The following is a 12,561-nucleotide window of genomic DNA, read 5'->3' as shown; positions in this document are numbered from 1 at the left end:
GATCCCGGCGGATTATCGGATGACACGCATCGCGATGGGAAACAAGACGCGAAATCGCCCCGGCGGCCGCGTTGCCGCCGCTTGAAACGCTCAGCGCCGCACGGCCTCGTCGATCCAGGAAAGATAGCCGGCGAACCCCGCTGCGACGGGCAGCGCGACGATTTCCGGCGTCTCATAGTCGTGCAGCGTGAGAATTCGCTCTTCTACCGTTGCGTAATCCGCGTTCCTGATCTTGATGAGCAGAAGCACTTCCTGCGCCGTCTCGATCTCGCCTTTCCAGCGATAGGTGCTCTCGATAGGCAGCTTCTGCACACAGGCTGCAAGCCGCTCGCTGACCAGCGTCTCGGCAATCCTGCCTGCGGTCGCGGCGCCGCACGCCGTCAGGACGACGGCATAATCAACCGCCTTTACCGCGTTCACGAATAGGCCATGCGCAGGTTGAGAGTGCTCTGCTTGCCGATGTGATCGTGAGTTTCGTCGAGCCAGTGCTTGGCCGCCTTACGGCCGTACTCGAAGAAGCTGCTGATGAGCTGCCAGTTCGCATCGAGTTTCGTCGCGGCGTCATAGGGACCTAAGAGACCACAGCCGTCGATGCGATGGACGAGCGGCCGGACGTAGTCGTCCACTGAAAGCTTGCCGGCATCGATCAACCGCACGACGAAGTCGATGGCGCGCAATTCGCCCATCAGCGCGCCGTTGAAAGTGATCTCGTCGAGCCGGTTTTGAATCTCGCGCGGGCTGCGCGGAATCGAATGCCGCTCGAGCGGATTGATCTGGATGATGACAATGTCGGGTGTATTCGACCCATAGAAGAAGGGGAACAGCGCCGGGTTGCCCATGTAGCCGCCATCCCAATAAGGCTCGCCGTCGATCACGGTCGCCTGAAAAAGCGTCGGCAGGGTCGCCGAGGCCATGACGTGATCGGCCGTCAATTCCGCCCCTTTGAACACTTTGATCTTGCCAGTATGAACATTTGTCGCGGCAATGAAAATCTTGAAGCCGTCGAAGGCGCGCACTTTCTCGAAATCGATGGCGTCGAGGAGATAGTCGCGCAACGGGTTCACATCGAACGGGTTGAACTGATAAGGGCTGGCGAAATGGGTGAAGAAATCGCCCCAGAGCGACGAGAACTGACCGCTCAGCGTCTTCGGCCCAAAAAACAGATCGAAGAATTTGGCTTGCGCGGGCGATAGCGCATTTTCCGTCGAGATCGCGCGCCAGAAGCGCTGGAGAGCCTCGCGCGCGCCATCGCGGCCGTTTTCCATCCAGCCCTGAGCGAGGACGACGGCATTCATCGCCCCCGCGCTGGTGCCGCTGACCGCCGCGATGTCAAGCCGGCCGTCCTCGAGCAGATAATCGAGGACGCCCCAGGTGAAGGCGCCGTGCGAGCCGCCGCCCTGCAGCGCGAGATTGACTCTCTTGAGATTCGTCATGCGCGGCGGCTCTCCCAGTTATTCGGCGGTCCAGCCGCCGTCGATCGAGAGATTGGCGCCGGTGATCTGGCTTGCCGCATCCGTGCAGAGAAAGACGGCGAGCGCCGCCACCTGATCGACGGTGACGAATTCCTTCGTCGGCTGCGCCGCGAGCAGCACATCGTGGATCACCTGCTCGCGCGTCAGGTTGCGCGCCTTCATCGTATCGGGGATCTGCCTTTCGACGAGCGGCGTCCAGACATAGCCGGGCGAGATGCAATTGACGGTGACGCCGAAGGTGGCGAGTTCCAGCGCCGCGGTCTTGGTGAGTCCGTCGATGCCGTGCTTGGCCGAGACATAGGCCGACTTGAACGGCGAGGCGACCTTGGAATGCGCCGAGGCAGTGGAAATGATGCGCCCCCATTTGCGCGCCTTCATGCCCGGGATGACCGCGGCGATCGCGTGGAAAGCGGCGGAGAGATTGAGCGCGATGATCTTGTCCCAGAGTTCCGGCGGAAATTTCTCGATCGGATCGACATGCTGGATACCGGCGTTGTTGACGAGAATGTCGACACTGCCGAATGCCGTCTCGGCTTCGTTCACGAGGGCGCGAATCTCGTCCGGCTTGGTCAGGTCGGCGGGGGAGTAGACGCTTTTGACGCCGAAATCCTTCTCGATCTTGCTGCGCTCGGTCTCGATTGCGTCGGCGTCACCGAAGCCGTTGATGGTGACATTGGCGCCTTGTTCGGCAAAAGCCCGCGCGATGGCGAGGCCGATGCCGCTGGTCGAGCCGGTCACGATGGCATTGCGTGTCTTGAGCGTCATACATAACTCCCATGAGGTCGGGCGCGATCGGCGCCTTGTCTCAGCCAACACATTAGGCCAGCCCGAAGCTGGCTGAAAGGTGACGACTGTCGCCTTTGTGATCGCAGGCGGATATAATGGAAAAATGACTGCACAGCGCGTGCCGCAGCCGCGGCAGAAAAAATCCCAGGCCATCGCCGCCTTCCGCAGCACTATGGCCAATGCCGAGGATCTTTGCCGCCGCGAAGGGGCAAAGCTCACGCCGGCGCGGCGCCGGGTGCTGGAAATCCTGGCCGAGGAAGGCCGCCCGCTCGGGGCTTACGACATGATCGAGAAGATCGCTGTGGCGACCGGCAAGCATCCGGCTCCGGTCTCCATCTACCGGGCGCTCGATTTTCTGCTCGAGAACGGCCTCGTCCACAGGCTCGCCTCGCGCAACGCCTTTCTCGCCTGCGCCCACGGCCATAAGCATGAGGAGCCGGTGGTTTTCCTCATCTGCGAAGCCTGCGGCACGGTGACCGAGGCCACGTCCAGGGCGCTGCATCGTGAAATCGCCCTGCTCGGGGCCGAGTCGGGCTTTGCGCCTCACAGTCAAGTATTGGAAATAACTGGACTTTGTCGCTCCTGCGGGGCGCAGAAGGCGGCCGTTGGGTGATCGCGAGCATCGGGAAAATGCTCCGGTCGCCGCTTGACGGCTGCGGCAATTTTAAGCACCACTCCCGTGATCTGCCGTCACGAGGGGGTCACGTTAAGGCGCTGGGTAGATAATCGCGCCGGCAGCAAGCAAAGAAGGTTTTCATGTCCGAGACATTGACCGCGATCGATCCCTCCACCGTCCTCGCCAGCGGCCCGGCGCCGCGCCGCCATTCGGTGGGCGTCAGGGTCGGCTCGGGCAAGGGCGCGATCATCGTTGGCGGCGGTGGCCCGATCATCGTCCAGTCGATGACCAACACCGACACCGCCGATATCGCCGGGACGGTGAAGCAGGTCGCCGACCTGGCCCGTGCCGGTTCGGAGCTCGTGCGCATCACCGTCGATCGCGACGAAGCAGCGGCGGCGGTGCCGCATATCCGTGAGAAGCTCGATCGGATGGGCGTCGACGTGCCGCTCATCGGCGACTTTCATTATATCGGCCACAAGCTGCTGGCCGATCATCCCGCCTGCGCCGAGGCGCTCGCGAAATATCGCATCAATCCCGGCAATGTCGGCTTCAAGGACAAGCGCGACACCCAGTTCGCCTCGATGGTCGAATGCGCCATCGAGAACGGCAAGGCGGTGCGGATCGGCGCCAATTGGGGCTCGCTCGATCAGGAGCTGCTGACTCGGCTGATGGATGAGAACGCCAACTCGCCCCGGCCGCTCGACGCCGGCGCCGTGACGCGCGAGGCGATGGTGCAATCCGCCCTGCTCTCCGCCGCGCGGGCGGAAGAAATCGGCCTCGGCCGCGACCGCATCATCCTCTCGGCGAAGGTCTCCAACGTCCAGGATCTGATCACGGTCTATCAGATGGTCGCGCAACGCAGCGATTATGCGATCCACCTCGGCCTCACCGAGGCCGGCATGGGCTCGAAGGGCATCGTCGCCTCGTCCGCCGCGCTCGGCGTGCTGCTGCAGCAGGGCATTGGCGATACGATCCGCATCTCGCTGACGCCCGAGCCCGGCGGCGATCGCACGATTGAAGTCAAGGTCGGGCAGGAAATTCTGCAGACGATGGGTTTTCGCACCTTCGTCCCGCTCGTCGCCGCCTGCCCCGGCTGTGGTCGCACGACCTCGACCGTGTTCCAGGAGCTCGCGCGCGACATTCAGACCTATATCCGCGAGGAAATGCCCAACTGGAAGACCCGCTATCCCGGCGTCGAGACGCTCAACGTCGCGGTGATGGGCTGCATCGTCAACGGGCCGGGCGAATCCAAACATGCCGACATCGGCATTTCGCTGCCCGGCACCGGCGAGACGCCGGCCGCTCCCGTCTTCGTCGACGGCAAGAAGGTCGTGACCCTGCGCGGCGAAGGTATCGCCGCCGAATTCAAAGTCATGGTGCAGGATTATATCGAGCGCCGCTTCGGCGGCGCCAAAGACGCGGCGGAGTGAGTCGCCGCTGCGTTCCCTAAAATGCGATCAAAAAGATTTGCGCAGTTTTGCCCAGATCACGCTGTTCTGGCGCGCTTTTGATCTGGCGCATGGGCGGCAGGGGCGGGACGGAAGACTATATTAAGAGCCGGCGGAGAGATTACCGCCAGAAGCGGCCTGAATTGACCGCATGGAGTTCCGCCGATGCGCAAGGGCCTGGTTTCTTTCATTTTCGCTGGCGTCGTGACGCTGGCCTTCGGCCCTGCGGATGCCCAGACGGCAACCCGGCACCACCATCACAGCCAGCACGTCAGCCAGCATTATAGCCATCATCGCAATGTCGGCGGCATGTCGGTCGGGGTCATGGAGCCCGGCAAGGTCTATTCCAAATATGGACATTATCAGGAGCTTGTCGGCGACCCGCACGGCGGCCTCGGCTTCTATCCCCTGCCCTATCAATATCGCGTCGGCGCCTGGCACTATCACATGCGCAACGCATCGCCGCCGTGGGCCGTGCCGCCGGTCATCGCCGCAGCGCGTGACCAGGCTGTGCGCACCTATGGTTGGGAGATGGAGGCGCCGAACAACGCCTATTCCTACGGCGTCTATAATCCGGTCGACGGCGTCGGCACGCCCTTCTTCGCCGGCTATTATGGCCCGGCTGGCGATAGCGATGAGGATGACGATGATTCCGGCTTCCCCTTCGGCCATCCCTACCCGCCGCGCTAGGCCGATCGCCTAGCCCACGAGCCCCGCCGCAATATTGACGGTCAGCGCCAGAACCGCGCTGTTGAAGAAGAAGGCCAGGATGCAGTGGAGCGTCGCTGTGCGTCTGATCGTCCGCGATGTGATGTTGACGTCGGCGGTCGCGCAGGCGACGCCGATCACGAAGGAAAAATAGAAAAAATCGAAATAGTCCGGCGTCTCGTCCCCCGGAAAACGCAGTCCGCTATGTGACTTGGCTGCCGGCGAGCTTTTCAATTCACGCTCGGAAAAGCATTCGCTGGCGTAATGCAGCGCGAACATCACATGGATGAAGGCCCAGGCGCTGGTCACGGTCGCAGCGGCGAGTACGAGGTGAAACGCGCGCTGCAGCCCATGCACGTCCTTCACCAGCAGCAATTGGTAGAAGATGGCGCCGAAGGCGGCGGCGGCGGCGACGACAGTGAAAACCAATATGGTGAAGCGGCCGTCGTCCTGCTCCGCCGCGCGGCGCGCCATTGAGCTTTGATCGGCCGAGATCACCATCGCCGCGACGGCGATGAAATAGAGGAATATCGCAAAATTCCAGCTGATCAGAGCGCGGGTGATGGCGCGCCAGTCATTCGGCAGCAGCAACCCGGCCAAGATCCCGAGCGCAAGGCAGATGAACAGGCGCGGCCGCGCCCGCACGATCCGAACCGGCAACGCGATGCGGCGGCGGCGGGCTGGTGCGTCCGGGGGAGTGGGTGCGTCCGTCAATTCTTCCGCGCGACGGCAAAACGCGCCGCCTCCTTCAGGATCGCGGCTTTCTCATCCGGGAAAGAACTAAGCGCCGCGATGGCCTCTTGCGCCAGCGCGTCGCGGCGCTTGCGGGCAGCCTTGAGGCCGAGCGCGGCGACAAGCGTCGCCTTGTTGCGGCCGGCGTCCTTGCCAGCGCGCTTGCCGAGCGCTTCTTCGTCGGCTTCGACATCGAGAATATCGTCAGCGACCTGAAACGCGGCGCCAAGCGCCTTGCCATAATGCGACAGCGCCGCTTTCGCCCTGGCGTCGGCGCGCGCGAAGATCGCCCCGGCCTCGACCGCATAATGCAGCAGAGCGCCTGTCTTCATCGATTGCAGCCGAATGACGTCTTCCGCCGAATGCGGCTCGGTCGATGTCTCGGCTTCAAGGTCCATCACCTGGCCGCCGACCATGTTGCCGATGCCGGCCGCGCGGGCGAGCGCGAGCACCAGTTCGGCGCGGATCGCGGGATCGGCGTCCGTCGCCGGATCGGCGGTGACGTCGAAGGCATAGGTCAACAAAGCGTCACCGACGAGAATCGCGGTCGCCTCATCGTAGGCCTTATGGGTGGTCGGGCGGCCGCGGCGCAGGTCGTCATTGTCGAGCGCCGGCAGATCGTCGTGCACCAGTGAATAGCAATGGATCATTTCCAGAGCCGCACCGGCGCGCAGGACACCCTCGTTCTCGATCCCGAAGAGCCGCGCCGTCTCGATCAGCAAGAATGGCCGCAGCCGCTTGCCGCCGCCCAGACTCGCATAGCGCATGGCGCCGAGAAAGGCCGCGGGCCGGAAAGTCTCCCCCGGCAGCGCCCTTTCGGACAAGAGCTGGTCCAGCATCCGCTCGGTGGCATCGGCGACGTAAGACAATCGCGTTTGAAATTCCTGTGCCACCGCGTCCGTCATATTATCCCTGCCTCTGAGCCGATTGCGCCGTTCCGCTTGCCCCATTGCGGAAGATCGGTCAAGGCTCGCGGATGGCGAGAAATCCCCGTCTTTTTCAGGCCGCTGGCGCCGCCGCGCGCTGGGGCGCACGGCTGATTTTGCTGCTTCTTCTGGTCTTTGCCGGCCTCGTCATCGCCTATCGGTTCGTCAACCCCGTCTCGACCCTGATACTCGGACGGATGCTCCTGCACGAGAAGGTTGATCAGAAATGGGTGCCGCTTTCCGGCATATCGGAAGCTTTGCGCGCCGCCGTCGTCACCTCCGAGGACGCGCATTTCTGCCACCACCACGGCGTCGATTGGGGCGCCATGCGCGAGGTCATCGACGATAACGGCATCGGCGGAGCTTCCCGCGGCGCCTCGACGATCACAATGCAGGTCGCCAAGAACCTCTTTCTCTGGCCCGGGCGCTCCTACATCCGCAAGGCGCTGGAAATCCCGCTCGCGCTCGTTCTCGATTTTGTCTGGCCGAAGCGCCGCATCCTGGAAATCTACCTCAACATCGCCGAATGGGGCGACGACGGCCTCTTCGGTGCCGAGGCCGCCGCCAATTTCTATTTTCATGAGCCCGCGGCCGCGCTCGCCCTGCACCAGGCGGCGCTGCTCGCCGCCGTCCTGCCCGATCCGCATCGCCGCAAAGTGCTGAAGCCGAACCGGCATGTCGCGATCCATGCCCGCATTGTCGAGGCGCGCGTCAGGGCTGGCCAGACCAATCTCGCTTGCGTCAGGTGACGACATTGCCTCAACTACATGAATATATTAGATTATATGGAGAGATTGGGGACCGCGCGAGGCGCCGGCGATTTTGGGGATAGCCAAAACGCCAGTTTGTGTGTATCAGCCCTTCAACCCATTCGCCGGCAGCTTGCCGGCCTTATTATTTCTGGAGCTGACAATGGCCGTTCCGAAGCGGAAAACCTCCCCGATGAAGCGCGGCTTCCGCCGCTCGGCGGATGCCCTCAAGGCGCCGACCTATGTCGAGGACAAGAACTCTGGCGAGTTGCGCCGTCCGCATCACATCGATCTCAAGAGCGGCATGTATCGCGGCCGTCAGGTGCTGACGCCGAAGACGGCGGAAGAATAAGCCGCGTCGCTTTCATTCCTTCTCCCCGCTTGCGGGAGAGGGAAGTGCGGTCAGACCATGATCTGGCCGCCGTTGATGGTCAGCGTCGCGCCGGTGATAAAGCCGGCTTCATCCGCGACGAGGAAGAGCACGCCGCGCGCGATCTCCTCGACTTCGCCCAGCCGGCCGACCGGGATCTGCGGCAGGATCGTCTTTTCCAGCACGTCCTTCGGCACCGCCTTCACCATTTCCGTCGCGATATAGCCTGGCGCGATGACGTTCACGGTGATGCCCTTCTTGGCATTTTCCTGCGCCAGCGATTTGGTGAAGCCGATATCGCCCGCCTTTGAGGCCGCGTAATTCGACTGTCCCATCTGGCCCTTCTGTCCGTTGATCGAGGAAATGTTGACGATGCGGCCGAAGCCGCGCTCGCGCATACCTTCGATCACCGGCCGGGTCATGTTGAAGAGCGAATTGAGATTGGTGTTGATGACGCCATACCATTGCTCCGGCTTCATCTTGTGAAGCATGGTGTCGCGGGTGATGCCGGCATTGTTGACAAGGATTTCGACAGGGCCGAGATCGCTGGTCACTTTGGCGAGCCCGGCGGCGCAGGCCTCGTAATCCGACACATCCCATTTGTAGACGGGGATGCCGGTTTCGCTTTTGAATTTGGCGGCCGCCTCGTCATTGCCCGCGTAAACGGCGGCGACGCGATACCCCGCCTTCGCCAGCGCCTTGCTGATGGCCGCGCCGATTCCGCGCGTGCCACCACTTACCACCGCCACGCGTGCCATGTGCTTCCTTCCCTAATCGACGCCACTGAGCCGGGCGCTCTTATGAAGCCATTTTGTGAGAATTTCTTAGCTGCTTTTCGCACACTCGAATATTCTGCCTTAGGCCGCACGTGACATTGATCGAAAGCAACATTGCCCGCCCGCTCAGCGCTCAATAGCGAGAGCAATCCCCATGCCGCCGCCGATGCACAGGGTCGCGAGGCCCTTGTGGGCACCGCGCCGCTGCAATTCATGGAGCAGGGTCACGAGAATGCGCGCGCCCGAAGCGCCGATCGGATGACCGATCGCGATGGCGCCGCCATTGACGTTGACGATGGCCGGGTCCCAGCCGAGGTCCTTGTTGACGGCAAGAGCCTGAGCGGCGAAAGCTTCGTTGGCCTCGACGAGATCGAGATCCTTCACCTTCCAACCGGCCTTTTCGAGCGCCTTACGAGTGGCGGGAATCGGGCCCGAGCCCATGAGCGCTGGATCGACCCCGGCTGTCGCCCAGGAAGCGATGCGCGCCAGCGGCGTCAAGCCGCGCGCACGCGCCTCGTCCGCCGTCATGATGACCAGCGCCGCCGCACCGTCGTTGATGCCCGAGGCGTTCCCGGCCGTCACCGTCCCGTCCTTCTGGAAGGCCGGCTTTAATTTCGTGAGGCCCTCGAGCGTGGTTCCGGCGCGGATATATTCGTCGCTGTCGACGACAATATCGCCCTTGCGCGTCGACACGGTGAAGGGCGTGATCTCGTCGGCGAATTTTCCGGCCTTCTGCGCCGCCTCGGCCTTGTTCTGAGAGCCGAGCGCGAACTTGTCCTGCTCCTCGCGGCTGATCTGCCATTTGGCGGCGACGTTTTCCGCGGTGATACCCATGTGGTAATTATTGAAGACGTCGGTCAACCCGTCCTTGATCATCGAGTCGATGAACTTGACGTCGCCCATCTTCGTGCCGTTGCGCAGATGCGCGACATGCTGCGACTGCGACATGCTCTCTTGGCCGCCGGCGACAATGATCTTGGCGTCCTCGTTGGCGATCTGCTGCAATCCGAGCGCAACCGCACGCAGGCCCGAGCCGCACACCTGATTGAGTCCCCAGGCGGTCTTCTCCTTCGGCACGCCAGCCTTTATCGCCGCCTGCCGGGCCGGGTTCTGACCCTCGCCGGCCGACAGCACCTGACCGAGGATCACTTCATCGACCTCGTCCGGTGAAACCTTGGCACGCTGCAGTGCAGCAGTAATCACGGCCGCGCCAAGCTCGTGCGCCGGAATATTTGCAAAAGCGCCGTTAAAAGCTCCGACGGCGGTCCGCGCCGCTCCGACGATGACGATCTCGCGCGACATGACTAACTCTCCTCGGGCAATGCTCCGCCCTCGCTGACACGCCGGGCTCTCCGCGTGTAAACCATTCTCTGCATTTCCGGGTTGGAGCCGTCAAGAAAATCTCCGATCATCCTTTCGGCCAATGAGAATTTCGTTTTCGCAAGGCAATAAAACGCTTATGCTTCTTAGAGTGCGGCTGTTGCAGACGTGTTTGACGTTGATCTTTTTTATTGAGGGGTGGTTATCCGAATGGCTAACGACAAGCAGCCCACCACGATCAAGAAATATGCGAATCGTCGCCTCTACAATACAGGCACCAGCGCCTATGTGACGCTCGAAGACCTCGCCGAGATGGTCAAGCGGGGTGAGGATTTCGTGGTCTATGACGCCAAGACAGGCGAAGAGATCACCCGGTCGGTCCTGACCCAGATCATCTTCGAGCAAGAGGGCAAGAACGGCCAAAGCCTGCTGCCCGTCGCCTTCCTGCGCCAGCTCATCCGCTTCTATGGCGACAGCATTCAGATGCTGGTGCCGAGCTATCTCGAATTCACGATCGACAAGCTGACCAACGACCCGCATAAGTTCCGCGAGCAATTCGATAACGCGCTCGGCGTCTCACCGCTGACCGCACCGACGCGCCAGATGTTCGGTTCGCTCGAAGAGCAGACCCGCAAGAACATGGCGCTCTTCAGTCAGGCGTTGACGATGTTCTCGCCTTTCAGCGGCGCAAAGCAGCCCTTGACTGGCACGGAGCAGCCAGCGGCCGAGGGTGGCACCAAGCCCGATCTTGACGAGATGAAGCGCCAGCTCGATGAGTTGCAGCAGCGGCTGGAGAAACTTACGCCGAAAGAGTGACGCGGCGTAAGGTTCAGTTCGCTGCGGTGAGCTTCGAGAACGGGTGGAGCGCGACTTGCGGCGCACCCAGGAAAAAGCCTTGCAGGTAATCGATGCCCCATTCGGCCAGCAGCGCGGCCGATTGCGCATCTTCCACCCATTCCGCGACAGTCGGAATTTTGAGGTGGCAGGCGAGATCGATCAGCGTGCGGACGAAAAAGCGGTCATCCTCCGACGTCGCCAGATTCTGCACGAAGGCGCCGTCGATCTTCAGGAAGTCGAGCGGCAATTGCCGCAAGTTACGGAACGAGGTGTGACCCGAGCCGAAATCATCCATCGCGACTTGCGCGCCGCAACCCTTGATCAGGCCGATGATCTTGCGCGTTGCATCGAGGTCATGCACCGCACAGGTTTCAGTGATTTCGACGATCAATCGTTGCGCCGCCGATTTGTGACGGGCGCTGAGCGCCAGCAGGCGTTCCGCCCAATCCTTCCCGTGCAGCGTTTGGCCTGAGACATTGACGGCGAGGCGCAGCGCCGGGACGCTCTCCAGTTCGGCGAAGGTGAGATCGAGCATGCGCTGGTCGATGAGATGGATGAGGCCAGCTTCTTCCGCCGTCGGAATGATTGCCCCCGGCGGAATGAGAGTGCCCTCCTCGCTATCGAGCCGCGCCAGAACCTCGTAAAACCTCACCCCACCCGTCCTGGCATCGACAACCGGCTGGAGTGCCAGCAGAAGCCGCGACTGGTTGAGCGCGTCGATGATCTGTTGCGACATGCCCAGGCTCCGCGGCGCCGCTTCTGGGAGACGAAATACGGGTGCAGGCCGCGAATCGGTGGCGGCCTGGGTCGCTTCCAGCGCCCGCTCGGCGGCGCGTAGCACGGCCGCCCCGGAGCTTTCGTCCTGCGCGATCTCCAACCCGCCAATGCGGATCGCCGCCTTGATCGGGCCTTTGGTGGTCTCGACAGGCGCCGAGTCGAACGCCGCCTCGATTCGCCCCGCCGCAATCTTCATCTGCTCGGCATTGCAAGCCTCGAGCAGGACAGCGAAAATATTGCCGGAATAGCGGGCGAAAAGCTCCCTGCCGCGCAAGTTGAGGCGTAGCCGCGCCGCCACCGCGGCGATGAATTCATCCCCGAGATCATAGCCATAGACCTCGTTGAGGCGCGCAAGTTCGTCGACCGCGACCAGCAGAATCGCACGGACACGGCCCTCCTGCCCATGATCCGCCAGAATCTCCGAAAGCCTGACGACGAAATGGCCACGGCTCACTGCCCCGGTCAAGGTATCCCAGCGCGATTGCATCAGCGCCTTGCCCTCGATCTCGTCACGATCGGCCATGACGCGCACAAGCCCATGCGCATGGGCGGGGCGCCCATCGGCGCCGGCGAACCAGCGCCCCACATCTTCGATCCACACGGTCGGCATCTGGCCCCGGCCGAGTGCCTTGCTCTTCAGGCCGTAAATGACATGAAAAGCGACACCGCGGCCACTATCGCGCTCCGTCGAGCCGATGATCGCGGCAAAGCGCGAACCACCACTCTCCGGCGAGAGAAATTCGGCATAGGCCTGGCCGGTCTGCGCCTTGGCGAATTCGGCAAATTCGACGATATCCGCAGTGTTCGGCCCGAAGACCAGGCTGTCCGAGACGATATCCCAATCGTAAACGGCCTTGCCGATACGCGTCAGGATCGTGCGGGGGTCCGCTTCCGGCGCCGCCTGCGTCGTGTCCGGCTCAATTCCGTCCGCCATGACAATTTCCCCTTGCCGCGCGGCCAGCGCCAGTCGCGGAGAGCAACTTATTCGTGCCGCGTTAACGAGAGGTGCAACCCATCGCAGAGACTGGGGGGAAACAGAGC

At 62.5% G+C, this 12,561-nt stretch carries 14 protein-coding genes; 6 read left to right on the top strand and 8 right to left on the bottom strand.

What is annotated here, in order from left to right:
* Positions 1-90: 90 nt before the first annotated feature.
* From cutA to CWB41_RS09235, 3 genes are read right to left on the bottom strand one after another with little or no spacing between them, the layout of a single operon-like run.
* Positions 91-420 carry a divalent-cation tolerance protein CutA gene (cutA, locus tag CWB41_RS09245; protein ID WP_181902972.1) on the bottom strand — a complete coding sequence of 110 codons (330 nt, stop codon included), beginning with the start codon at positions 418-420 and terminating at the stop codon, positions 91-93.
* Positions 417-1,433: a patatin-like phospholipase family protein gene (locus CWB41_RS09240; RefSeq protein ID WP_115836986.1), complete on the bottom strand. Its 1,017-nt coding sequence runs from the start codon at positions 1,431-1,433 to the stop codon at positions 417-419. Before CWB41_RS09240 ends, cutA begins: the two co-directional genes overlap by 4 nt.
* Before the next feature lie 18 nt (positions 1,434-1,451).
* Positions 1,452-2,237 (bottom strand): 3-hydroxybutyrate dehydrogenase, encoded by a 786-nt coding sequence (locus CWB41_RS09235; RefSeq protein ID WP_115836987.1) that lies wholly within the window; start codon positions 2,235-2,237, stop codon positions 1,452-1,454.
* A gap of 124 nt (positions 2,238-2,361) precedes the next feature.
* Between CWB41_RS09235 and CWB41_RS09230 the strand changes: the two genes are divergently transcribed.
* The 3 genes from CWB41_RS09230 (at position 2,362) to CWB41_RS09220 (ending at position 5,015) form a co-directional block, all read left to right on the top strand.
* Complete coding sequence (locus CWB41_RS09230; protein WP_342633311.1) at positions 2,362-2,871, top strand: Fur family transcriptional regulator; 510 nt, start codon at positions 2,362-2,364, stop codon at positions 2,869-2,871.
* A 143-nt stretch (positions 2,872-3,014) separates the two neighbouring features.
* A complete protein-coding gene (gene ispG, locus CWB41_RS09225) occupies positions 3,015-4,307 on the top strand; it encodes a flavodoxin-dependent (E)-4-hydroxy-3-methylbut-2-enyl-diphosphate synthase (protein ID WP_115836988.1) in 1,293 nt (430 codons plus the stop codon).
* 183 nt (positions 4,308-4,490) lie between these two features.
* Positions 4,491-5,015 (top strand): hypothetical protein, encoded by a 525-nt coding sequence (locus CWB41_RS09220; RefSeq protein WP_115836989.1) that lies wholly within the window; start codon positions 4,491-4,493, stop codon positions 5,013-5,015.
* A 9-nt stretch (positions 5,016-5,024) separates the two neighbouring features.
* On the opposite strand, the gene CWB41_RS09215 is transcribed toward CWB41_RS09220, so the two are convergent.
* Positions 5,025-5,747 carry a DUF1345 domain-containing protein gene (locus tag CWB41_RS09215; RefSeq protein ID WP_115836990.1) on the bottom strand — a complete coding sequence of 241 codons (723 nt, stop codon included), beginning with the start codon at positions 5,745-5,747 and terminating at the stop codon, positions 5,025-5,027.
* Positions 5,744-6,670, bottom strand: coding sequence for a polyprenyl synthetase family protein (locus tag CWB41_RS09210; protein ID WP_115837134.1), 927 nt, complete (start codon positions 6,668-6,670; stop codon positions 5,744-5,746). Before CWB41_RS09210 ends, CWB41_RS09215 begins: the two co-directional genes overlap by 4 nt.
* A 71-nt stretch (positions 6,671-6,741) precedes the next feature.
* Between CWB41_RS09210 and mtgA the strand changes: the two genes are divergently transcribed.
* Complete coding sequence (gene mtgA, locus CWB41_RS09205) at positions 6,742-7,440, top strand: monofunctional biosynthetic peptidoglycan transglycosylase (protein WP_115837135.1); 699 nt, start codon at positions 6,742-6,744, stop codon at positions 7,438-7,440.
* 163 nt (positions 7,441-7,603) lie between these two features.
* Positions 7,604-7,792 carry a 50S ribosomal protein L32 gene (gene rpmF / locus CWB41_RS09200; protein ID WP_115837136.1) on the top strand — a complete coding sequence of 63 codons (189 nt, stop codon included), beginning with the start codon at positions 7,604-7,606 and terminating at the stop codon, positions 7,790-7,792.
* Between the two features lie 50 nt (positions 7,793-7,842).
* Here rpmF and phbB read toward each other — a convergent pair whose 3' ends face one another.
* Complete coding sequence (phbB, locus tag CWB41_RS09195; RefSeq protein ID WP_115836991.1) at positions 7,843-8,568, bottom strand: acetoacetyl-CoA reductase; 726 nt, start codon at positions 8,566-8,568, stop codon at positions 7,843-7,845.
* Positions 8,569-8,712: 144 nt separating this feature from the next.
* Complete coding sequence (locus CWB41_RS09190) at positions 8,713-9,888, bottom strand: acetyl-CoA C-acetyltransferase (protein ID WP_115836992.1); 1,176 nt, start codon at positions 9,886-9,888, stop codon at positions 8,713-8,715.
* A 228-nt stretch (positions 9,889-10,116) separates the two neighbouring features.
* Here CWB41_RS09190 and phaR point away from each other — a divergent pair, with 228 nt between their 5' ends.
* Positions 10,117-10,722, top strand: a complete 606-nt coding sequence (gene phaR / locus CWB41_RS09185; protein WP_115836993.1) for a polyhydroxyalkanoate synthesis repressor PhaR — start codon at positions 10,117-10,119, stop codon at positions 10,720-10,722.
* Between the two features lie 13 nt (positions 10,723-10,735).
* On the opposite strand, the gene CWB41_RS09180 is transcribed toward phaR, so the two are convergent.
* Positions 10,736-12,454, bottom strand: coding sequence for a bifunctional diguanylate cyclase/phosphodiesterase (locus CWB41_RS09180; protein WP_115836994.1), 1,719 nt, complete (start codon positions 12,452-12,454; stop codon positions 10,736-10,738).
* Positions 12,455-12,561 lie beyond the last annotated feature (107 nt).

Source organism: Methylovirgula ligni (assembly GCF_004135935.1).
Classification (GTDB): Bacteria; Pseudomonadota; Alphaproteobacteria; order Rhizobiales; family Beijerinckiaceae; genus Methylovirgula; species Methylovirgula ligni.
The sequence above is the reverse complement of the archived record's forward strand: the minus strand, read 5'-3'. Positions and strand labels throughout refer to the sequence as shown.

What these genes read in the sequence shown, in the direction of transcription:
- CWB41_RS09210 (WP_115837134.1), bottom strand. Translation starts at nt 6,670, where the DNA reads ATGACGGACGCGGTGGCACAGGAATTTCAAACGCGATTGTCTTACGTC.
- ispG (WP_115836988.1), top strand. Translation starts at nt 3,015, where the DNA reads ATGTCCGAGACATTGACCGCGATCGATCCCTCCACCGTCCTCGCCAGC.
- CWB41_RS09230 (WP_342633311.1), top strand. Translation starts at nt 2,362, where the DNA reads ATGACTGCACAGCGCGTGCCGCAGCCGCGGCAGAAAAAATCCCAGGCC.
- CWB41_RS09180 (WP_115836994.1), bottom strand. Translation starts at nt 12,454, where the DNA reads ATGGCGGACGGAATTGAGCCGGACACGACGCAGGCGGCGCCGGAAGCG.
- rpmF (WP_115837136.1), top strand. Translation starts at nt 7,604, where the DNA reads ATGGCCGTTCCGAAGCGGAAAACCTCCCCGATGAAGCGCGGCTTCCGC.
- mtgA (WP_115837135.1), top strand. Translation starts at nt 6,742, where the DNA reads ATGGCGAGAAATCCCCGTCTTTTTCAGGCCGCTGGCGCCGCCGCGCGC.
- CWB41_RS09220 (WP_115836989.1), top strand. Translation starts at nt 4,491, where the DNA reads ATGCGCAAGGGCCTGGTTTCTTTCATTTTCGCTGGCGTCGTGACGCTG.
- phaR (WP_115836993.1), top strand. Translation starts at nt 10,117, where the DNA reads ATGGCTAACGACAAGCAGCCCACCACGATCAAGAAATATGCGAATCGT.
- phbB (WP_115836991.1), bottom strand. Translation starts at nt 8,568, where the DNA reads ATGGCACGCGTGGCGGTGGTAAGTGGTGGCACGCGCGGAATCGGCGCG.
- CWB41_RS09235 (WP_115836987.1), bottom strand. Translation starts at nt 2,237, where the DNA reads ATGACGCTCAAGACACGCAATGCCATCGTGACCGGCTCGACCAGCGGC.
- CWB41_RS09240 (WP_115836986.1), bottom strand. Translation starts at nt 1,433, where the DNA reads ATGACGAATCTCAAGAGAGTCAATCTCGCGCTGCAGGGCGGCGGCTCG.
- CWB41_RS09190 (WP_115836992.1), bottom strand. Translation starts at nt 9,888, where the DNA reads ATGTCGCGCGAGATCGTCATCGTCGGAGCGGCGCGGACCGCCGTCGGA.